The following is a 21759-nucleotide window of genomic DNA, read 5'->3' on the forward strand; positions in this document are numbered from 1 at the left end:
GGCATGCCATGGCATACAACCTTTCCTTGCCCGGCCTTAGCTGTTCAACGGTCGGTTATGCCGGATGTGTCTGTCGATCAGCTTGCGGGCGCGGAGACCGGTTGCAAACGCTCTGGCCGGTCCAAAACATGCATCGGCGCTGGAAAGCCAAGGGAAGATGGTCATAATTTCCTGTTCCGCTTTTTCGCCCAGGGCTGCCAGGGCCTGTGGACCGGGATACAGCGATTCGGTTTGCGCGCCGTTCGACATCAACACCTCGTGGTGATCGAACATCAGGTGCACATAGGTCACGTCATGCGCGTCCTGAACGATGCTTACGCTTGGCAAATCCAGCAATTGTCGCGCCGGCACCAGCAGTTCATCGGCGCCAAACATCCGCCGCGCGATGGCCGAGCGGACCAGAATCCGATGTTGTGGTGAAACAAGCAGATCCCGAGACGGCTGGTTTGCGCCCAACGCACCCGCAGCGATGCGGATTGGTAACAGCTTTGGATTTGTCCGTAATTCGTCAGGTCCGATCCGCCTTGAACTGCGCCAACGCACGGGCTGCAGTCCGTGATCGCGCGTCATGACCAGATCGCCCACGGCAATGGTTTCAACGCGGCATTGGCCTTGGTCCGTCTCGATCAGGGTGCCGGTGACAAAGCAAGGCACAAACGCAGCCATATCATAGCGATCGGCCGAAGCGACATTCAGGTTTGTGTTGTAATACGCGGTATTGGTGGGCAGCTGGATTGAAACGATGGGATAGGTCGTCACCGCCGCAATTTCGCCCGGATTGCCGCCCGCAACCGGCGGCGGGATCATGAACGTTTCGCCAGATGTGTCCTGAAAGATGCGAACGGTCGTTGTCACCTTATCGGTTGTGCCGTTGGGCAGCATCCTGACGATAGTGACATTGGTGGCCACAAACGCGCCGTCCAACTCTCGGCTATAGGTGATGTTGTTCAGGGAATAGGTGATGGTTTCCTGCGTGCCGGATGCGTTATTGTGAAAAATCCGACCATCATTGTTGGTATCATTCATCCTGACATTGGTCACACGATCATAAAGCGGCAAGCCGCGCGACCCGATTGTGCGGCCCGCAAAAATCTGCGTGGCGCGTTCCGCGTTATTGGTCGTCTCATCCGCGTCGATGTCGGAAAACTTGCCAAGATAGATCATCTTGTAGGTCGAAACTGACACAGCACACCCATACCCAGAAAACATTTGTCATTCATGCGGCCAGTCACGTTGCGTATCAACGCAATTTGCAGATCATGGTGAATCGCCCGTTAAGGGGTGCCTGGTGGCGCAGGCCTGATCAGCATACCATAGCATACAACCTTTCCTTCCCCGGCATTTGTCGCTATAGCGACCCTCAATCACGCAAGCCAACACCGATAAAGGGAAACCACCCATGTCGAAGATTAAGGTCGAAAACCCCGTCGTCGAACTAGACGGCGATGAAATGACCCGGATTATCTGGGATTTCATCAAGCAAAAACTGATCCTGCCCTATCTGGATGTTGACCTGAAATATTACGATCTGGGCATCGAAGAGCGCGACCGGACCGACGACCAGATCACCATTGATGCGGCTGAAGCGATCAAGAAATACGGCGTTGGCGTCAAATGCGCGACCATCACCCCCGATGAAGTCCGGGTCGAGGAATTCGGCCTGAAAAAGATGTGGCGTTCGCCCAACGGCACAATCCGCAACATCCTGGGCGGCGTGATCTTCCGCGAGCCGATCATCGCCAAGAACGTTCCGCGTCTGGTGCCGCACTGGACCAAGCCCATCGTTGTTGGCCGCCACGCATTCGGCGATCAGTATCGTGCGACGGACTTCCTGTTCCCCGGCAAAGGCAAGCTGTCGATCAAATTCGTCGGCGATGACGGCGAAACCATCGAACACGAGGTTTATCAGGCGCCCGGCGCCGGTGTCGCGATGGCGATGTATAACCTTGACGATTCGATCCGCGATTTCGCCCGCGCGTCGCTGAATTATGGCCTGCAGCGCAAGATGCCGGTCTATCTGTCGACCAAGAACACGATCCTGAAAGCTTATGACGGCCGTTTCAAGGATATTTTCCAGGAAATCTACGAACAGGAGTTCGAGGAAGCCTTCAAGAAAGAGGGTATTTTCTACGAACATCGCCTGATCGACGACATGGTGGCCTCGGCGCTGAAATGGTCGGGTGGCTATGTCTGGGCCTGTAAAAACTATGATGGCGACGTGGAATCGGACATTGTCGCACAGGGCTTTGGCTCGCTGGGCCTGATGACCTCGGTTCTGATGACGCCCGATGGAAAGGTCGTGGAATCCGAGGCCGCCCACGGCACCGTGACCCGCCATTATCGCGAACATCAGAAGGGCAACCAGACCTCGACCAACTCGATCGCGTCGATCTTTGCCTGGACCGGCGGTCTGAAGCACCGGGCCAAGCTGGACAATAACGAACAGCTGATGAACTTTGCCAACACGCTGGAAAAAGTCACCGTGCAGGCAGTCGAGGATGGCTACATGACCAAGGATCTGGCGCTGCTGGTCGGCCCCGATCAGAAATGGCTGACCACCATGGGCTATCTGGAAAAAGTCGACGAATATCTGAACAAGGCGCTGGCCTAAGGGCTGCGTGGAAGGTCGGGGGAAACCTCGGCCTTTTTCATTACGGGAGTGTGCATGGTCGAAAACTGGACCTTTTGGGCGATCCTGTCTGCAGTCTTTGCCGCGCTGACCGCGATTTTCGGCAAGGTCGGCGTCACCGGGATTGGTGCGGATTTCGCCGTCTTCATCCGCACGGTTGTCATTCTGGCAGCGCTGGCGTTGATCCTGACGGCCCGGCAGGAATGGCAGGGAATCGGCGGCATTTCCGTCAAAAGCTGGGTGTTTCTGATCCTTTCCGGGCTGGCTACGGGAATAAGCTGGGTCTGTTATTATCGCGCGTTGCAACTGGGCGACGCGTCGCGGGTTGCCCCGGTCGACAAACTGAGCGTGGTGCTGGTCGCAGTCTTTGGCGTGTTGTTCCTGGGTGAGAAACTAAGTGGAACGAACTGGACCGGCGTTGCGCTGATCGGCCTGGGCGCGATTTTGGTCGCATGGCGATAGGATTTGCGACTTAACACCGGCCCGTCTCTGGGTTAATGAGCAGCCAACCTCTTATGCCGGAGCCATTGCCATGAAAGCTGCCGTCGTCACTTTTCCCGGATCGAACTGCGACCGTGACCTTGCCGTCGCGCTGGAACAGGCGGGGGCACAGGTCACCCGCATCTGGCACAAGGATGATGCCCTGCCAGAAGGCATCGATCTGGTCGGCGTCCCGGGCGGCTTTTCCTATGGCGACTATCTGCGCTGCGGGGCGATTGCGGCCCATTCGCCGATTGCCAATTCGTTGCGTCAACACGCGGCTAAGGGCGGTTATGTCCTTGGCATTTGCAACGGCTTTCAGGTGTTGACCGAACTGGGCCTGCTGCCCGGCGCGCTGATGCGCAACAGTGGTCTGACCTTTCTGTGCCGTCAGGCGCAATTGCAGGTGACGACGACCGACAGCGCCTTCACCGCCGGTTACAGCAAGGGGCAGCGCATCACGATCCCGGTCGCCCACCATGATGGCAATTATCAGATCACCGAAGACGGCCTGAGACAGCTGAAGGCCGAAGACCGGATTGCTTTCACCTATGCGTCCGGAATCAACGGCTCGGTCAACGACATCGCTGGTGTGTTGTCGGAAAACCGACGCGTGCTTGGGATGATGCCGCACCCCGAGCGGGCGGCGGATCAGGCGCTTGGCGGAACCGATGGAGCAGCGCTGTTCAAGGTATTGGTAGACAGTCTGGTCCAAGCCTGACTTGTTTACGGGCCGTTCCGGGCTTAAATTGCGTCAGTTACGCGATAATCCGGAATAACCCGTGATCGACAAGAAAGATGCCAAAGCCTCTGATGGACAGGAGGGCGGTCATAGGCCGTTGTCCTATAATCCATGGTGGCTGCGCTTTGCTGTTCTTGCGATTTTTCTGACCGCGCTGCTTTCCGTCTGGACCACGAATGCATGGCTGACAGCGCGTTTTTCGGAAAATACGCGGGTGCGGTCCGAACTGCGATTGGCGCTGTATACCGGCAACCTGCTGTCGGAATTGCAGCGAACCGCCGTTGTACCTTTGCTGTTGGCGCGTGATCCGGCGCTGATCGGGGCACTGAGCGGAAATGATTTTTCGACAACGTCGGCCCGGTTGATGGCGGCGCAGAAGGAAATCGGGGCATCCTCGATCAAGTTGCTGGACGCATCGGGGCGCACGGTCGGTTCAACCGACCGCTATCAGATCGGCACCAATAACGTGCTGGCGCCCTATTTTGTGGATGCCCTCCGGTCGAGCGATACGGTTTTCAGTGTCGCAAGCCAAGGCACTGGCGCATATGAATTTGCCTATTCGCGGGCGGTCGTGGCGGATGGCAAGACACTTGGCGTTATCGTGGTCAGCGCGGACCTGATCCGGCTGGAGCGGTCATGGGCCAGTATTTCGGACGCGGTCGCCGTCACCGACAGCGAAGGCCGCATCATCCTTGCGACCGAGCCGCGCTGGCGGGGGCTGACCCTGCCCGAAGCATTGGCGGTCAGATCCGCGCCCTCGGCGATTCAGCGGGCTTTTCAGGTGACGGCCGATTGGACCTCGACCCCGGTGGATGCCTATGTGCAGGGGCGTGCGGTGATGCAAAGCGAAGCTCGCATCCCTTTCCGCGGCTGGCGGATGATCAGCTTTACGACCTATGCCTCGATCCGCGAGCGGGTAAACGGTGTGCTGGCCCTGGAAATCATGGGCTTTGCCATGCTACTGGCGGGGACGTTTTATCTGTTGTCCCGCCGTGCCCGCCGCCAGTCTGTTGCCTATATGCGGGAATCGGCAGATCTGCGCGCGCTGAACGTGCGCCTGACCCGAGAGATCGCCGAGCGTGAGCGGGTCCAGAAAGAGTTGCGGGTGGCCGAACAGACCATGCAGCAATCTTCTAAACTGGCGGCTCTTGGCGAGATGTCGGCGGGCGTCAGCCATGAACTGAACCAGCCGCTTGCCGCGATGAAAACCTATCTGGCGGGTGCCCGCCTGCTGTTGCAAAGAGGTCGCAGTGAAGAGGCGCTGTCCAGCTTTCAGCGCATCGACGATTTGATCGAACGGATGGGGTCGATCACCCGTCAGTTGAAATCATACGCACGCAAGGGTGGTGAAGCGGTTGAGCCAGTCGACCTGAGGTTGGTCGTAAGCTCGGCGCTGACGCTGATGGAGCCGCAGTTGCGCAGCGGCACGATTCGCGTGATCCGCAACCTGCCCCGCCAGAAGATCACTGTTCTTGCTGATAAAATCCGGCTTGAACAGGTCGTGATCAACCTTCTGCGCAACGCCGTGGATGCGGTAAAGGACAAGAAAGACGCCCGAATAGAGATCGGCGTTGACAGCGGTGCTCACGCTTACTTGTCTGTTCGCGATAACGGTCCCGGCGTATCAGACTTGGAAAAACTGTTCGAACCGTTCTGGACAACAAAAAAACCTGGCGAGGGAACCGGACTGGGACTTGCGATTTCATCTACAATTGTAGCCGATTTCGGAGGTCGGTTGACCGCGCATAACGAAACCGAAGGTGGTGCTGTTTTCTGGGTCGAATTGCCTTTGCATACACCCGGACAGCCGCCACAGGCGCTTGCCGCCGAATAAAGTATTCGAGAGAGGAACCATCGGATGTCACGCAAATTGAAGATTGCGATCGTTGACGACGAACCCGACATGCGTGAATCGATCAGCCAGTGGTTGGTTCTATCGGGTTTTGAGACCGAAACCTTTGCCAGTGCGGAAGATGCGCTGAAGGTTATCGGCAGTGATTGGCCGGGAGTCGTTGTCTCGGACATCCGCATGCCGGGCATGGATGGCATCGCCTTTCTGAAGCGTCTGATGGGATTGGATTCCAGCCTGCCGGTCATCATGATCACGGGCCACGGTGATGTGCCCATTGCGGTCGAGGCAATGCGGATCGGGGCCATGGACTTCATGGAAAAACCGTTCAACCCAGACAAAATGACGGCACTGGCCAAAAAGGCCACGCAATCGCGGCGCATGACACTGGATAACCGTGCGTTGCGCCGTGATCTGTCCGAAGGCCAGCAGGTCATGTCCAAGTTGATCGGTTCCAGTCCGGTCATGGACCGTCTGCGCGAAGACATTCTGGATCTGGGGCAGGCGGATGGTCACGTCCTGATCGATGGAGAGACAGGCACCGGCAAGACGCTGGTTGCTCATGCGCTGCATGCCGTTGGCCCGCGCGCCTCGAAGAAGTTTATCCCGGTGTCCTGTGCGGCCTATAACGACGAGGCGCTGACCGCCCGCCTGTTTGGCCCGTTGGAAGATGGGCTGCCTGCTGTCGAAGAAGCCCGTGGCGGGACGTTGTGCCTTGAAGATGTCGAGGCCCTGTCAGAAGGGTTGCAGGCCCGCCTGCTGGCATTCATCAGCGAACAGGGCGCGCCCGCGGAAACCCGCATCATCGCGATTTCCAACGCGCGTGGCGAAGGACGCAAAGCCGAAGATTCGCTTCGCCCCGATCTGTTCTACCGACTGTCCGCACTGAAAATCACCTTGCCGCCTCTGCGGGCGCGGGGCGAAGATATTCTGGCGCTTTTCACCCGCATGGCAGAGCAGTTCTCCGAAGAATATGGCTGCGAGCCACCGCAGGTCAGCGCGCAAGAGGCCGCGCAGCTTCTACAGGCGCCATGGCCGGGTAATATCCGCCAGTTGATCAATGTGGCCGAGCGGGCTGTTCTGCAGAACCGTCGCGGGTCGGGCAGCATCGCTTCGCTGTTGATGGCGGACGGAGAGGATACGCAGCAGGCCACCACGACCGAGGGCAAGCCGCTGAAGGAATATGTCGAAAGCTTCGAGAAAATGCTGATCGACAATACCATGCGCCGCCACAAGGGCAGCATTGCCAGTGTGATGGAAGAGCTGTGCCTGCCACGCCGGACGTTGAACGAAAAAATGGCCAAATACGGCCTTCAGCGCGGCGATTACCTGTAGCCCAAAAAGCGGCGAGGGACAGTGCACTGCCCCTCGCAACTTCCGACCATCGACCTACCAGTTAACAACGCACACCGTCGTTCAGACGAAAAACGGGTCTTGGTCACACATCGGGCAAGGTAAAAAAGGCAACACTTATCTGCGCGCGAACGCTTCGGCGCTTGCCGACGCTGCTTCGCAGAGCAACTCGTAAATCCCTACCGGATGCCGAATTTTTTAGGTTTCTGACGAACGCATTTGGGAAACGGGAATAGCGGTGCGGGCAATTAAAAAGCAGCCTGAAATCAAAGCTGCGCACACCAGATACAGTAGCATCGCGTTTCCCCCCACAGTCAAGTCGCTTGCGCGGTCCGGCGTCATTCTTGACTACTCAATCAACATAAACTGACCGCGAATTATTTCAACCTATCTATTTGGTCAATAACATCATTGCATTAATTAACTAACTGTATTGTATTACTTTTAACTAATTTGAGTGCAAAACGTGTGGGTTTTCATCGGGAGCAATTCAAGTACGCTTGTTCAATTAAAAATTCTGTTGCAGCGCTAACACATGCCAAGGCCAGGTTGGTCTCCTAAACGCCGTCATGGCGAATGCTTGCGCGCGGGACGCGTCGAGGTTAACCGGGGTTGGTCAGCAAAGGGCACATTGAAATGACCGACGATTCCGCCAAGGGGTTTGGTCCCCGCACCCAAGCAGTTCATCATGGGACCCGCCGCAGTCAGTATGGCGAAATGGCCGAAGCGATCTTCATGACGCAGGGCTTTGTCTATGACAGCGCCGAGCAGGCCGAGAAACGCTTTCAGGGCACTGGCCCGGATGAGTTCATCTATGCGCGCTACGGAAACCCGACCAGCCGTATGTTCGAGGATCGCATTGCCGCGCTGGAAGGGACCGAGGACGCTTTTGCCACCGCCAGCGGCATGGCTGCGGTAAACGGCGCGTTGTTTTCGATGTGCTCGGCGGGCGATCATATCGTCGCGGCGCGGGCGTTGTTTGGGTCATGTCTGTATGTGCTGGATCTGTTGCAGCGCTTCGGGGTTCAGATCAGCTATGTCGACGGCACCGATCTGGATCAGTGGCAGGCTGCGATCCGTCCGGGCACCAAGGCTGTATTCTTTGAATCCGTTTCCAACCCGACGTTGGAGATCATCGATATTCAGGCCGTGTCCGATCTTGCCCATGCGGTCGGTGCGCTGGTCGTGGTCGATAACGTCTTTGCGACGCCGGTTTTTTCCAAAGCCGTGCAGCAGGGAGCGGATGTGGTTGTGTATTCTGCGACCAAGCATATCGACGGCGGCGGGCGTGCGCTGGCCGGTGTAATCTGCGGCACGCGTCAGTTCATCCGCGAAGTGGCTGAACCCTATCTGAAGCATACAGGCGGGGCGATCAGCCCGTTCCACAGCTGGCTGATGCTGAATGGTCTGACCACTATGGAGCTGCGGGTTCGTGCGCAGGCGGACAGCGCATTGGCGATTGCAAAGGCGTTGCAGGGACACCCACGCCTTGCCCGCGTGATCTATCCGGGGCTGACCGATCACGCGCAGCATGAACTGGCCATGCGCCAGATGGGATCAGGTGGCACGATGATTGCGATTGACATGCACGAAGGGAAAGCGGCCGCGTTTGCCGCCCTGGATAAGCTGCGGATCATCAAGATTTCCAATAACCTTGGTGACGCCAAATCCATCGTGACCCATCCGGCAACGACGACGCACCAGCGTTTGACGGATGAGGTGAAGGCGCAATTGGGTATCACCCCCGGCCTGCTGCGCATCTCGATCGGGCTGGAGGATACGCAGGATCTGATCGAGGATCTGACCCGTGCACTGGATGCGTGATGGCGTATTAATTTTGACAAAACGCCGGATTCGGTCGCGAATCCGGCGTAACCTCTTTAGAAAGCCGGCTGGCGATCCCATATGTCGGCGGCAATACACTGAAGCAGGCGAAAGGTTGGTTTGATGACTGAAGCCCGTCCCCTGATCCCCGCCTATCCGGCGCTGGCCCGCGATTACGACGCCGATTTTCGGGTGGATGAGGCTTACAAAGCCAGCCTGCCCGACCTGCAAAATGGTCCGGCCAGCCTGATCGTGGGGGCGCATGCGCCCATCCAACATGTGGGTATCTCGAACTTTCGTCTGCCGATCCGCTACCAGACCCGCGACGGAGGGGAGGTTTCACTGGAAACCAGCGTCACGGGCACCGTCAGTCTTGAGGCAGATCGCAAGGGCATCAACATGTCCCGGATCATGCGATCATTCTACGGCCATTCGGATCACCTGTTCAGTCTGAAGGTGCTGGAAGCCGCATTGGATGACTACAAAGCCGATCTGGACGCGTTCGACGCACGTATCCAGATGCGCTTTTCCTATCCGATCCGGGTGGATTCGCTGCGGTCCGGCCTGTCCGGCTGGCAATATTACGACATCGCCCAGGAAGTGATCGAGCATCAGGGCAACCGTCTGCGAATCATGCATTTCGACTATGTCTATTCCTCGACCTGCCCGTGTTCGCTGGAACTGTCAGAGCATGCACGCGAGACCCGTGGTCGTCTGGCAACGCCGCATTCGCAACGCTCGATCGCGCGGATTTCGGCGGTGATGAAGGGGCCGGAAAAAATCTGGTTCGAAGATATGGTTGAACTGTGCCGCCGCGCCGTTCCCACAGAAACGCAGGTCATGGTCAAGCGAGAGGACGAACAGGCCTTTGCCGAACTGAACGCCTCGAACCCGATCTTTGTCGAAGATGCTGTGCGCGCTTTTGCCAAGGAACTGTTGGCTGATCACCGTTACGGCGATTTTCGCATTATCGCCAGCCATCAGGAATCGTTGCATTCCCACGATGCTGTCAGCCTGCTGACCGATGGACCGACATTTGCGCAATCCTCGTTGGACCCGACAACCTTTGCCAGCTTGCGGGCCTGATGTTTCCGGCTCGTTCCGATTTATCGATTGAATTGGGCATACTTATTAATGCGAACATAGCGGGAACAGATACTTTCCTTACGCTGCCTTTCGGCATATGTTGAGATGATGGACTTGACTGACGACTCTGATGATATGGCCCCGATACCGTTGTCACAGCGGGCGATGGTCAACCGCTCGGCCCCCTATCTGGAAGGGCTGAATGCGGCGCAACGCGCGGCGGTTGAAACGCTGGATGGGCCTGTCTTGCTGTTGGCCGGGGCAGGGACGGGGAAAACCCGGGCTCTGACCACGCGGATTGCGCATCTGCTGATGCTGGGCAAGGCGCGTCCGGGGCAGATCCTTGCCGTGACCTTCACCAACAAGGCCGCGCGGGAAATGAAAGAGCGTATCGCCCGGCTGCTGGGCGAAGTGGTCGAGGGGATGCCGTGGTTGGGCACTTTCCACAGCATCAGCGTCAAGATCCTGCGCCGCCATGCCGAGTTGATCGGCAATGGCGAACTGCATTTGAAGCCCAGCTTTACCATTCTGGATACAGATGATCAGGTCAGATTGCTGAAGCAACTGATTTCAGCGGAAAACCTTGATGAAAAACGCTGGCCCGCGCGGCAGTTGGCGCATCTGATCGACGGCTGGAAAAACCGCTGCCTGACCCCTGCAAAGCTGCCAAAGGGTGAGGCCATGTCATTCGACGGTTGGGGTGGGCGGCTGTATCAGGCCTATCAGGACCGCCTGCTGACCCTGAACGCCGTCGATTTCGGTGATCTGTTGATGCATTGCGTCACCATGTTTCAGGCGCATCCAGATGTGCTGAAGCAATGGCAGGAGCGCTTTCGCTATATTCTGGTGGACGAATATCAGGATACGAACGTCGCTCAATATATGTGGCTGCGTTTGCTGGCGCAGGCGCATCAGAACATCTGCTGCGTGGGCGATGACGATCAGTCGATCTATGGCTGGCGCGGGGCCGAAGTTGGTAACATTCTGCGATTTGAAAAGGATTTTCCGGGCGCACAGGTGATCCGGTTAGAGCAGAATTATCGGTCCACACCCGAAATCCTCTCCGCAGCGTCGGGCCTGATTTCGGCCAATGCCGGACGCTTGGGCAAGACCTTGTGGACCGAGGCAGAGCCGGGCGAGAAAGTCCGCCTGATCGGTCATTGGGACAGCGAGGCAGAGGCTCGTTGGATCGGTGAAGAAATTGAGGCGTTTCAGGGCGGCCACCGCGCAGCCATCGGACGGGTCAGCCTGAACGACATCGCGATTCTTGTCCGTGCCAGCCATCAGATGCGTGCGTTTGAGGATCGATTCATGACCATCGGTCTGCCCTATCGCGTCATCGGCGGCCCTCGATTTTACGAAAGACAGGAAATTCGCGACGCCATGGCCTATTTCCGTCTGGTGGTCAGTCCCGCCGACGATCTGGCTTTCGAACGTATCATCAACACGCCCAAGCGCGGCCTTGGTGACAAGGCATTGCAAACGATTCAGACAGTCGCCCGCCAGAACGGAGTGCCGTTGCTGGAAGGCGCGCGCGTTGTGATCGAAGAAGGACATCTGGGCGGCAAAGGCCTGTCCAACCTGCGTGATTTCGTGGCGGGGGTCGGGCGTTGGCATGCGGATGCCTTGGATGACAGGGAAAACCATGTCGGACTGGCCGAGCGGATTCTGGACGAATCCGGCTATACCGCGATGTGGCAAAACGACAAATCGCCGGACGCGCCGGGCCGTTTGGACAACCTGAAAGAGTTGGTCAAAGCGCTTGAAGAGTTCGACAACCTGCAAGGTTTTTTGGAACATGTCGCGCTGGTCATGGACCGGGACGAAGGCGAGGCGGCCGAGGAAGTCAGCATCATGACCCTGCACGGCGCCAAGGGACTGGAATTTCCGGTCGTCTTTCTACCCGGCTGGGAAGATGGGCTGTTTCCGAACCAGCGTGCCATGGATGAAAATGGCACCAAGGGGTTAGAGGAAGAACGCCGTCTGGCCTATGTCGGGATCACTCGTGCCGAACGGCTGGCGACGATCAGCTTTGCCGGCAACCGGCGGCTTTACGGGCAATGGCAATCCAGCATGCCGTCGCGTTTTGTCGATGAGCTGCCACCCGAGCATGTCGAGGTTCTGACCCCGCCCGGCCTTTACGGCGGTGGCTATGGCGCAGCGATGGCATTCGCCGGTGCCAATGCGGGAACCGACATGCACAATCGTGCCGCACACGCCGATGTCTATAACTCACCCGGGTGGAAACGGATGCAGGCGCGCGCAACGGAACGCAAAGCCCCGGTTCAGCGCAAGTCCATCACGATTGACGCCGAACCCGCCGCCCGGTTCGCCGTGGGCGACCGCGTGACCCATGCCAGGTTTGGCGAAGGCGCCGTCATGGGCATCGCCGAAGATACGCTGACCGTTCAGTTCGACAGCGGCGGCTTTAAGAATATCAAGGCGGCTTACATTCAACCAATTGGCGGGACGGACGACGTGCCGTTCTGATCCTCTCATCTTCTTCCTCGACAAGGTGAGTGAAAGAGGGGAGAAGATGATCGCACGATCAATACCGAAAGCGACCAATACCGAAAGCGACGAGCAGTACATGAACGAATCGATTCAAATAAATAATGTTATAGCAATTCGTTTTAGCCTGAGAATGAAAAAAGAATGGCTGCAAAAAGCTTATGGCGACGAGGCTAATCGCGAGGCGTGGTTTGCGATGCGCGCCGATATTTTCAAGAACTGGATTGGCAGGGCGATTTCTGAGCAAACGGTCAAAGTGCATCGTGTGGTTGTGTTCATGGATACGGAGGATACGTATCTTTGGGACAAATATCTTGATCTGCCATTGCCCTTCGTGCCGATCTTTACGACTGCCGCAGACCAGGCCAGCAGGCTGAGAGAGTTTCTTTACGCTGAAAACATTAAGAATATCGTGTTGTCGAGAGTGGATTCGGACGACACGATTGCTATAGATTATATTGAAAACCTGAATCGGGACGTTGCTGCGCTGATCGAAGCCGGAGAGCGGCGCAGGTATATAGTTGCATGCAATGGTTTTGTGACGAATTTGACCGAAATACAGTCTCTGTATCATAATTGCTGCCCCTTTGTATCTTTGTATATCAAAGATTATGATGGCAGCGTTATTTATGATTTCGAACATCTCAAGATTTTGGGCAGAAATCCGGTTCTAAACCAGAATTCGTCCTGGATGCAGATAATCCATGGGTCCAACATTGCGAACAAGTTGCATCGCAAATCGCGGTTTGATTCTGACGATGTTCGGAAAATGATCATCGGTCCCAACCTGCCGGTGGAAACCTCATGGCCGGCAGGTTTTTTTGGTATCGACTCTCAGCCGCAATAACCGCTCAGATACGCTGGTTTGCCTTTAAGGCACTGCGTCAGGTGGTCACCAACAAATCTTCCAGCACCAGCGCCATTACCTTGGCGCTGTCCAGCATGTCCGTAACGCCGATCCACTCATCGGGCTGATGCGCCAGATCAAGCACGCCGGGACCATAGGCGATGCAGTTCTTCAGCTTTCCGATGCGGTCGATGTGTTTCTGGTCGTAAGTGCCGGGGCTGACGACATAGCCCGCCTCGCGCCCCAGAACCTTTTCTATCGCGGCGGCGGTTGTGCGGACGATCGGCGCATCCTTGTCGGTCATAGAGGGGTTCACCTGAAACAGGTCGCGGATTTCGTATTGAAAGCTGGGTCGTTGCGCTTTGACCTTTTCCAGCAACGCGGTCACTTCGGATTTTACCATCGCCAGATCTTCTTCGATCAGGAAACGGCGGTCGATCACGATGCGGCAACGGTCGGGCACGCAAGGTGCCGGCAGGCCTGTGAAATCGGCCGCCTGTTCAGGTGCCCCACCGTGGATCGAATTGACGTTCAGGGTTGATGAACGCGCCCCTTCGGGGATCACAGGCATTTCGGTATGCTTGGATGCCAGCAGGGGCCACAGGGTCGCTTCCATCTCCTCCAGAACGGCGCCCATATGGCGCACGGCGCAATCGCCAAGGAAAGGCATCGAGCCGTGGGCAATGCGACCATGGGTTTCAATCTCGGCCCACCAGACTCCGCGATGGCCCAGACAGATGCGATCCTTGTGCAGCGGTTCGGGGATGATGACGTGCTGGACGTGATCATAAGCGCCATGCTGCGCCAGATAGGCAACACCACCATAGCCGCCCGATTCTTCATCGGCGGTGGCGCTGATTTCGATGCTGCCTGCGTAATCGGGATGCGCGGCGACAAAAGCCTCGGCGGCGATGATGCTGGCGGCCAATCCGCCCTTCATGTCACAGGCGCCACGACCATAAATCCTGTCACCGTCCAGTTCAGCGCCAAAGGGATCGCGGGTCCAGCCATGACCGACCTCGACCACGTCATGATGGCTGTTGAAATGGACACATTCGCCGGGGCGGCTGCCTTGGTGGCGTGCGATAATATTCCAGCGAGGATATTGGTCGGAATCGCCCGGCGTTCCATAGGCCCGGATCAACGTGCAGTCCCATCCCTGCGGCTGCATGCGCGCCTGCAGATATTCGCAGATATCAAGATAATGGCGGCCCGGCGGGTTCAGCGTCGGAATGCGGATCAGATCTTGGGTCAGCGCGATCAGCGCATCCCGGCGGGCGTCGATGGCGGTTCTAAGATTAATCATGAGCATCAGGCTAGGACGGGTCGCGATTCATGGCAATGGTCCTGTCGTATCCTTCGGACTGACGGCCCGATTATCTTGCGCGGAGCATCTGTGCTGCCTAAGCTGGCCAATGAATTCATCGACCATCCGGCCCGCCAAGGTGATACGCATGGCCCGACCCGCCCAGATAATATGGCGACGGCTTGACCGACCCGGCCATGACACATGTGCCCTTTGGCGCGAGGGTGAACTGTGGCGGTTGGAAGGCGTAGCGGTCTGGTCCGATCTCAAAGGCCCCGCGCATATGTCTTATTCCATCACGTGCGGCGCGGACTGGTTTCCCCGTTCCGCCCGCGTTCAGGGGCGCGTTGCAGAGCAGGATATCAGCCTTTCGATTCGTCGCGCCAATGGTGGAGAATGGCGTGCGAACGGCGAAGCACTGCCCGAGACCTTCGGCCTGTCGGATCTGGATCTGGGCTTTACACCGGCGACCAATACTTTGCCGCTGCGGCGTCTGGCAGGAAAGGGACACGGTGATTCTGCTGCACTCTGGCTTGACGACAGCGATTGGCAGATGAAGCCGCTGCATCAGACCTATCAGCGCTGTGAAAGTGGCCGGTGGGATTATCACAGCCATGAAAGCGATTATCGCACCACGCTGGCAGTCAACAGCGATGGCTTCGTGTCCGATTACCCGGATCTGTGGGTGGCCGAGGTTCATTAAGCCCGCCGGGTGACGCGCGTGATTTCTGGTGCAGCCGCAAAAGGTCGTGCTAGGCTTTCAAGGATGTCGCGATCCGCGACAAGGAAGGTAGGGTGACTTGGCCGCATTAGCTCGTCTGATCGTTTTGGTCTTCTTGATCGAGGTGATGTTCTATCTTCTGCTGCGCATCTATATCAGATCGCTAAGACGCGAACGGCTGGAGGAGATTTGGGACGTTCGCCATCCCGACATGGCGGGACATAACAGGACCCGAGATGAGTTTATCCGCAGGTCGATGGTCGGATTCGACAAAACACTGAAATCCCGGCTGCTATGGCTGGTCTTCATCATCCCGACGCTTGCGATTATGGGGATCGTCTACTGGGTGAACTGGCAATAGGAGCTATTGAGAATGCATTACGTGAAAGTCTTTTTTGGCGTGCTGCTGGGCGTCGTCGTGTTCCTGTTTCTGGATTACGCCCTGCCGTCCAAGAATACCGTGCGGATTACCAACACGTCGAACCGCTTGACGCCGATCACATCGGCCAATGCGATTTTTTACGCGACCGACGACGCCGGGACGGTCGAGAATGCACAGGGGCAACGCGATGTCCGTTTTATCGACACCGTGCGACCCAACGGAAAAGTCTTTGTTTATCGTAACGAAGATACCGGCTGGATTTGGCCGCCCTATTTCAAATACGACAGCTCGAATCTGCAGGCCGAAGCCTCCAACCTGCAATCCAGCAAGCAAGACCCTCAATGGGTCAGCGTGACCGCCTATGGCTGGCGCTTGGCCTGGTTGTCCAGCTACCCGAACGCCATTTCCGTCGATACGCTGGCGGGCCCGGATGAGCGTCCGCGAAATTGGCCTGCGATGATCATTCTGACGGTGCTGTTCGTCTTTTTGCTGCTGATCTGGCGGATGTGGAACCAGTTTCGTGAACGCACCATCGACCCGGCCATCAAATCCGCCGACACCCAATGGGATGAGGCCGCAGGCCGTAGCCGCTCGTTCTTTGACCGGCTGAAAGGCAAGGGGAAATGAGACGAAACCCCGGGACTGACCTGAATACGGACGGCTTTGCCGATATCCGGATCAATACGCCAGCGGTCGAGCGTCGGGCAGCGAACCTGCCCACCCGCCGCAGCCTGAAGAAAGACCATCAGGCGGCATGGCTGCTGAACGCGGTGCGCTGCATCGACCTGACGACGCTGGCGGGCGATGATACCGAAGACCGCGTGGCCCGGTTGTGCGCCAAGGCGCGTCAGCCGATCGCGCCGGAGCTGTTGGAAGCGGTCGGCGTCAGTGGCCTGACCACGGGCGCGGTTTGCGTCTATCCGACGATGGTGGCCGCCGCCAAACGCGCCTTGGGAAATTCGGGCGTTCCGGTTGCCAGCGTCGCGACGGGTTTTCCGGCAGGCCTGATGCCGCTGGATCTGCGGCTGGCCGAGATTCGCTATGCCGTCGATCAGGGTGCCGATGAAATCGACATCGTCATCAGCCGCGGGCTTGCGTTGCGTGGCGAATGGTCGGCGCTGTATGATGAAATCCGCCAGATGAAAGAGGCCTGTGGTTCGGCGCGGATGAAAGCCATTCTTGCCACCGGTGAATTGAAGTCTTTGGAAAATGTTTCCAAGGCCAGTCATATTGCCATGCAGGCTGGATCGGATTGGATCAAAACCTCGACCGGGAAAGAGGGGGTGAATGCAACCCTGCCCGTGTCGTTGGTCATGTGCCGAGCGATCCGCGACTATCAAACGCAGACCGGCCACAAGGTTGCGTTCAAGCCCGCTGGCGGTTTGCGGACTGCCAAGGATGCGCTGAACTGGCAAGTCCTGATGAAAGAGGAACTGGGCCGCGAATGGCTGGATCCCGATCTGTTCCGTATCGGGGCCAGTTCTTTGTTAGGCGATCTGGAACGTCAGATCAGCCACCACGTGACGGGCCGCTATGCCAGCGCCCATCGCCTAGCCATTGCCTGAGGAACGTATGAGCCGCGTGAGCGAAATCATGGAAACCATGGAATACGGCCCTTCGGTCGAAGACAGCAGCGCCGTGCGCGAATGGCTGGCAAAGAACGGTCCATTTGGCCACTTCATCGGTGGCAAATTCACCGAACCGGGCGCGACATTCGCCACCCGCGACCCTTCGACCGGCGAGGATCTGGCGCAGCTGTCGCAGGGCAGCGCGGATGACGTTGCGGATGCGGTCAAGGCCGCGCGCAAGGCGCAGCGCGGCTGGGCGAAGCTGTCGGGCAGCGAACGGGCCCGCTATCTGTATGCCATCGCGCGGCATGTACAGAAACGCGAACGTTTTCTGTCAGTGCTGGAAACGCTGGACAACGGTAAACCGATCCGCGAATCCCGCGATGCGGACATCCCGCTTGTCGCCCGCCATTTCTATCATCACGCGGGCTGGGCCGAACTTCTGGAAACCAAATTGCCGGGCTATACGCCGCTGGGCGTCTGTGGGCAGATTATCCCGTGGAACTTCCCGCTGCTGATGCTGGCGTGGAAAATCGCGCCTGGGCTGGCTGCCGGGAATACGGTGGTCCTGAAACCCGCCGAATATACCTCACTGACCGCATTGGCTTTTGCTGAAATCTGCCAAGAGGTCGGCCTGCCTGCGGGCGTGGTGAATATCGTCACGGGCGATGGCGATACCGGCGCGGCGCTGGTCTCGGCGGATGTGGACAAGATTGCCTTCACCGGCTCGACCGAGGTTGGCCGCAAGATTGCCGAAACGCTGGCTGGGACTGGTCGTAAGCTGACGCTTGAGTTGGGCGGCAAGTCGCCCTTCATCGTCATGGATGACGCTGATCTGGATGCTGCCGTCGATGGTGTGGCGGATTCGATCTGGTTCAATCAGGGGCAAGTCTGCTGCGCAGGTTCGCGAATTCTGGTTGCCGAATCCGTGGCGGATCGGTTCGAGAGGTTGCTGCAAACCCGCATGAACCGCCTGCGTGTTGGCCCACCGCTGGATAAATCCACCGATATCGGCGCCATCGTCGATCCGGTGCAGAAAGACCGCATCATGTCGATCTGCCGCGCCGCGACGGATGACGGGGCGGAATTGATCGGCGGTCACCCGGCCAGTGGTTGCTTCATCGCGCCCGGTTATCTGCGCAACATCCAACCCGCCAATCCGGGGATGCAGCAGGAAATCTTTGGCCCAATCGCGACGCTGTCGACGTTTCGCACCGCGGATGAGGCGATCGAGCTGGCAAATAATACCCGCTACGGTCTGGCGGGCTCTGTCTGGTCCGAAAGCGCCACGGTCGCAACCGATCTGGCCGCGCGGATCAAGGCGGGCGTGATCTGGATCAACAGCGCCAATATGTTCGACGCCGCCGCCCCCTTTGGCGGCTATCGCGAAAGCGGCTTTGGTCGCGAAGGCGGGCGGGTTGGTATGCTGGAATATCTGGCCGAACCAACGGTGAAAGCCGTCAAGGAACCCGCCGTTACCAAACCTGCCGCCGCGCCTGATGGCGAAGCTGCGACAACCGGCGTGATCGACCGCACGGCCAAGCTGTATATCGGTGGTGCGCAAAAACGCCCGGATGGCGGCGCGTCCTACAAGGTGCCGGGGGGGCTGGCCCCGCTTGGCAATCGCAAGGATATTCGTAACGCGGTCGAAGCTGCTGCAAAAGCTACGAAATGGGCCGCGATGGGCGGGCACGCCCGCGCGCAGGTTCTGTATTTCATCGCCGAGAACCTGTCCGCCCGCGCCACCGAATTTGCCACCCGCACCAGCAAGGCAGAGGTCGAGGCCGCCATCGCCCGCGCCTTCCACTATGCCGCATGGGCAGACAAATTCGACGGTGCCAATGTGCAGGCCAAGACGGGGACATTGGTCAATGTGATCCCTGAACCCTACGGTGTCATGGGCATAGCCTGCCCGAATACGCAGCCGCTGGCCTCGTTCATGTCGCTGGTCATGCCTGCCATCGCGATGGGCAACAGCGTTGTTGCCATCGCCGCGCAGGATGACCCGTTGCCCGTCACTGATCTGTATCAGGTCTTTGATACATCCGATCTGCCCGGCGGGGTCGTCAATATCATCACCGGGGTGAAGGACGAACTGGCCCAGACCCTCGCCGCGCATGATGAGGTCGCAGCGATGTGGTATGTGGGCGATCAGGCTGACCTTACCAGGGTTGAACAAGCCGCTGGCGGCAATCTGAAACCGGTGTGGTCGCCGACGAACCGGGACTGGACCAAATCTGATGCCCAGGGTGAAATCTTCCTGCGCCATGCAATGCAGGCCAAGACGATCTGGCTGCCCTATGGCGCCTTGCCTGCCGGTTCAGGCGGCGCAGCCTATTAAGAAGAAAGGGGGGGGCTGTCTGCCCCCCAAACCCCCCGAGGATATTTGAACACAGAAGAATCCGCGTTCTTCTTTGCCTGAAATACCCCGGGGGAGCCGCCTGAAAGGCGGCGGGGGCAGCGCCCCCTTATCTGCCGCGAATACGCGGGTCCATCGCATCCCGTAGGCCGTCGCCAATATAGTTGACGCAAAGCACTGTCATCGAGATCAACAGGCCTGGCAGGATCACCCGGCTGGGATAAAGCGCCATTTGATCCACCGCGTCATAAAGCAACCGTCCCCAGGTCGGAAAATCCGGAGGGAAGCCAAGCCCCAGGAAGCTGAGGGCGGATTCCGTGATGATCGCGGTGGCGATGCCCAGCGTTGCCGCGACCATGATGGGCGACAACACGTTTGGCAGGATATGGCGCAAGATCATGCGACGGGATGGGGTGCCGATGGATTTGGCGGCAAGGATGAACTCTCGCTCTTTCAGGCCCAGAACATCGCCGCGGACGATGCGGGCTGCCTGCATCCAGCTTGTCGCGCCGATGGCCGACACGATCAGCACAAAGACCCCCATGGCCGGACCAAGGTTCTGCGACAGCGGTTCGCGAAACAGCGTCACCATCAGCAGCAGCAATGGCAGCAGTGGCAGGGCCAGAAACAGTTCGGTCAGGCGCATCAATGGTGCATCAAGTCGGCGGAAATAGCCCGAGGTCACCCCGATCAGGCTGCCGATGAAAATTGCGATGATCATCGCCGTCAGGCCGACGGCAATCGAAACGCGCCCCCCCGCCATCAACCGCGCAAGCATATCGCGACCAAGCTGGTCGGTGCCCAATGGATGCGCGGCAGTAAAGCCGGAATTGCGGGCGCGGATATCCACATAGGTTGGATCAATGGTCCAAAGATAGGGGCCAATCGCAACAAACAGGATAACCCCGATGAACAGGACCAGTGCCACCATCGCGCCTCGGTGACTGCGAAACTGGCGCCAGACATCGCGCCATTGGCTGCGGGTTTCGCCGCCAGCGACCTGCGGGTTGTCGGGCGGCAGGTCGCTGATGACCGCTGCGGGGGCGGCGGTTTCGTCGATCAGTTCCTGCGTGTTCAGCTGTTCCTGGCGCTCAGTCATAGCGGATCCTCGGGTCAAGCAGGCCGTAGACGATATCGGCGATCAGGGTGAACAGGACGATCAGGATGGCGAAGATGAAGGTCAGCGTCAGCACCATCGGGATGTCATTGGCATGAATGGCCGTGATCAGCAGCTGGCCAAGGCCATTCACCTTGAACACCTGCTCGGTGATGATCGCGCCGCCAAAGACGGCAGGCAAGCCAAGGGCGATCACCGTCACAACCGGGATCAGCGAATTGCGCAGCACATGCTTCAGCACCACGGTTTTTTCTGACAAGCCCTTGGCGCGTGCCGTGCGGACGTAATCCTGTCCCAGATTGTTCAGCATCGACGCGCGCATGAACCGGCTGATCTGCGCCGCGTTATACAGCGCCAGCACCGTCACCGGCATGACCATTTGCCGGACCTGCGCCAGAAAGCTGTCCCAATCCCTGACCACCAGCGTGGTGTCATAGACCGAGGGGAACCATTGCAGCTTCACCCCGAAAATGATGATCAGCACGACGCCGGTGAAAAAAGTGGGCATCGAAAACCCGATCATCGACACGAAAGTGCCAAGCTGATCGAACCAGCTGTATTGCTTGTAGGCCGAGATGATCCCGATCGGGATCGCGATCAGCACGCCGATCAGATAGGACAACCCCACAACCGTCAGCGTCTGCGGAACACGCTGTGCGATGACGTCGAAAACCGGGCTGCGCGACTGAAAGCTGATGACGCGCTGCATGCCCGCACTGAAGCTGGTGCCGAAGACCTGGTCGAACCAGTGCAGCGGCTCGACCCAGAAGAACTGTTTCAGCCACAGCACATAACGAATATACCATGCCTGCCCAAGGCCAAGCGCCTCTCGCATACGCTCCTTGACCTCCGGTGGGACGGTCAGGGGCACATCGCCCAGGGGGTCGCCGGGGGACAATTCCAGAAGCAGAAAGATCACCAGCGAGATGAACAACAGCGTCGGGATCGCCAGCAGAAGGCGTCTGATCGTGAATGTCAGCATTGG

At 58.2% G+C, this 21759-nt stretch carries 17 protein-coding genes and 1 pseudogene; 14 read left to right on the forward strand and 4 right to left on the reverse strand.

All coding sequences use genetic code 11. From position 1 onward, the window contains the following. Positions 1-36: 36 nt before the first annotated feature. Positions 37-1185, reverse strand: a complete 1149-nt coding sequence (locus tag H4P12_RS19205) for a Hint domain-containing protein (RefSeq protein ID WP_343069833.1) — start codon at positions 1183-1185, stop codon at positions 37-39. Positions 1186-1399: 214 nt separating this feature from the next. Here H4P12_RS19205 and H4P12_RS13860 point away from each other — a divergent pair, with 214 nt between their 5' ends. The 9 genes and pseudogenes from H4P12_RS13860 (at position 1400) to H4P12_RS13900 (ending at position 13321) form a co-directional block, all read left to right on the forward strand. Beyond that, positions 1400-2611, forward strand: a complete 1212-nt coding sequence (locus H4P12_RS13860) for an NADP-dependent isocitrate dehydrogenase (RefSeq protein WP_187794259.1) — start codon at positions 1400-1402, stop codon at positions 2609-2611. Between the two features lie 54 nt (positions 2612-2665). Continuing rightward, a complete protein-coding gene (locus H4P12_RS13865) occupies positions 2666-3091 on the forward strand; it encodes an EamA family transporter (RefSeq protein ID WP_187794260.1) in 426 nt (141 codons plus the stop codon). 70 nt (positions 3092-3161) lie between these two features. Then, complete coding sequence (gene purQ / locus H4P12_RS13870) at positions 3162-3830, forward strand: phosphoribosylformylglycinamidine synthase subunit PurQ (RefSeq protein ID WP_187794261.1); 669 nt, start codon at positions 3162-3164, stop codon at positions 3828-3830. A 139-nt stretch (positions 3831-3969) separates the two neighbouring features. Further along, positions 3970-5685: a sensor histidine kinase gene (locus tag H4P12_RS13875; protein WP_187794537.1), complete on the forward strand. Its 1716-nt coding sequence runs from the start codon at positions 3970-3972 to the stop codon at positions 5683-5685. Positions 5686-5709: 24 nt separating this feature from the next. Beyond that, positions 5710-7035 (forward strand): sigma-54-dependent transcriptional regulator, encoded by a 1326-nt coding sequence (locus H4P12_RS13880; protein WP_187794262.1) that lies wholly within the window; start codon positions 5710-5712, stop codon positions 7033-7035. Between the two features lie 654 nt (positions 7036-7689). Then, a complete protein-coding gene (gene metZ / locus H4P12_RS13885; RefSeq protein ID WP_187794263.1) occupies positions 7690-8877 on the forward strand; it encodes an O-succinylhomoserine sulfhydrylase in 1188 nt (395 codons plus the stop codon). Positions 8878-8997: 120 nt separating this feature from the next. Further along, positions 8998-9963, forward strand: a pseudogene (gene folE2 / locus H4P12_RS13890) (GTP cyclohydrolase FolE2); the annotation flags it as partial. Positions 9964-10071: 108 nt separating this feature from the next. Continuing rightward, entirely contained in the window at positions 10072-12453 is a 2382-nt protein-coding gene (locus tag H4P12_RS13895; RefSeq protein WP_187794538.1) for an ATP-dependent helicase, read from the forward strand. Positions 12454-12499: 46 nt separating this feature from the next. Then, positions 12500-13321, forward strand: coding sequence for a glycosyltransferase (locus H4P12_RS13900; RefSeq protein WP_187794265.1), 822 nt, complete (start codon positions 12500-12502; stop codon positions 13319-13321). Between the two features lie 37 nt (positions 13322-13358). Here the strand turns inward: H4P12_RS13900 and H4P12_RS13905 are convergent, their stop codons facing one another. Further along, a complete protein-coding gene (locus H4P12_RS13905) occupies positions 13359-14627 on the reverse strand; it encodes an acetylornithine deacetylase/succinyl-diaminopimelate desuccinylase family protein (RefSeq protein ID WP_187794266.1) in 1269 nt (422 codons plus the stop codon). A gap of 148 nt (positions 14628-14775) precedes the next feature. Between H4P12_RS13905 and H4P12_RS13910 the strand changes: the two genes are divergently transcribed. From H4P12_RS13910 to H4P12_RS13930, 5 genes are all read left to right on the forward strand, one after another. Then, complete coding sequence (locus H4P12_RS13910; RefSeq protein WP_187794267.1) at positions 14776-15330, forward strand: putative glycolipid-binding domain-containing protein; 555 nt, start codon at positions 14776-14778, stop codon at positions 15328-15330. A gap of 97 nt (positions 15331-15427) precedes the next feature. Further along, positions 15428-15709, forward strand: a complete 282-nt coding sequence (locus H4P12_RS13915; protein ID WP_187794268.1) for a hypothetical protein — start codon at positions 15428-15430, stop codon at positions 15707-15709. 12 nt (positions 15710-15721) lie between these two features. After that, positions 15722-16357 (forward strand): DUF1523 family protein, encoded by a 636-nt coding sequence (locus H4P12_RS13920; protein ID WP_187794269.1) that lies wholly within the window; start codon positions 15722-15724, stop codon positions 16355-16357. Beyond that, entirely contained in the window at positions 16354-17295 is a 942-nt protein-coding gene (deoC, locus tag H4P12_RS13925) for a deoxyribose-phosphate aldolase (RefSeq protein ID WP_187794270.1), read from the forward strand. Before H4P12_RS13920 ends, deoC begins: the two co-directional genes overlap by 4 nt. 7 nt (positions 17296-17302) lie before the next feature. After that, positions 17303-19639, forward strand: a complete 2337-nt coding sequence (locus H4P12_RS13930) for an aldehyde dehydrogenase family protein (protein WP_187794271.1) — start codon at positions 17303-17305, stop codon at positions 19637-19639. Positions 19640-19766: 127 nt separating this feature from the next. On the opposite strand, the gene H4P12_RS13935 is transcribed toward H4P12_RS13930, so the two are convergent. Next, positions 19767-20756, reverse strand: coding sequence for an ABC transporter permease (locus H4P12_RS13935; protein WP_187794272.1), 990 nt, complete (start codon positions 20754-20756; stop codon positions 19767-19769). Continuing rightward, the gene (locus H4P12_RS13940; RefSeq protein WP_187794273.1) at positions 20749-21756 is read right to left on the reverse strand and encodes an ABC transporter permease; all 1008 of its coding nucleotides are present in this window, start codon (positions 21754-21756) and stop codon (positions 20749-20751) included. Before H4P12_RS13940 ends, H4P12_RS13935 begins: the two co-directional genes overlap by 8 nt. Positions 21757-21759: the final 3 nt, after the last annotated feature.

Origin of the sequence: Paracoccus amoyensis (assembly GCF_014490725.1) — a bacterium.
GTDB lineage: Bacteria > Pseudomonadota > Alphaproteobacteria > Rhodobacterales > Rhodobacteraceae > Paracoccus > Paracoccus amoyensis.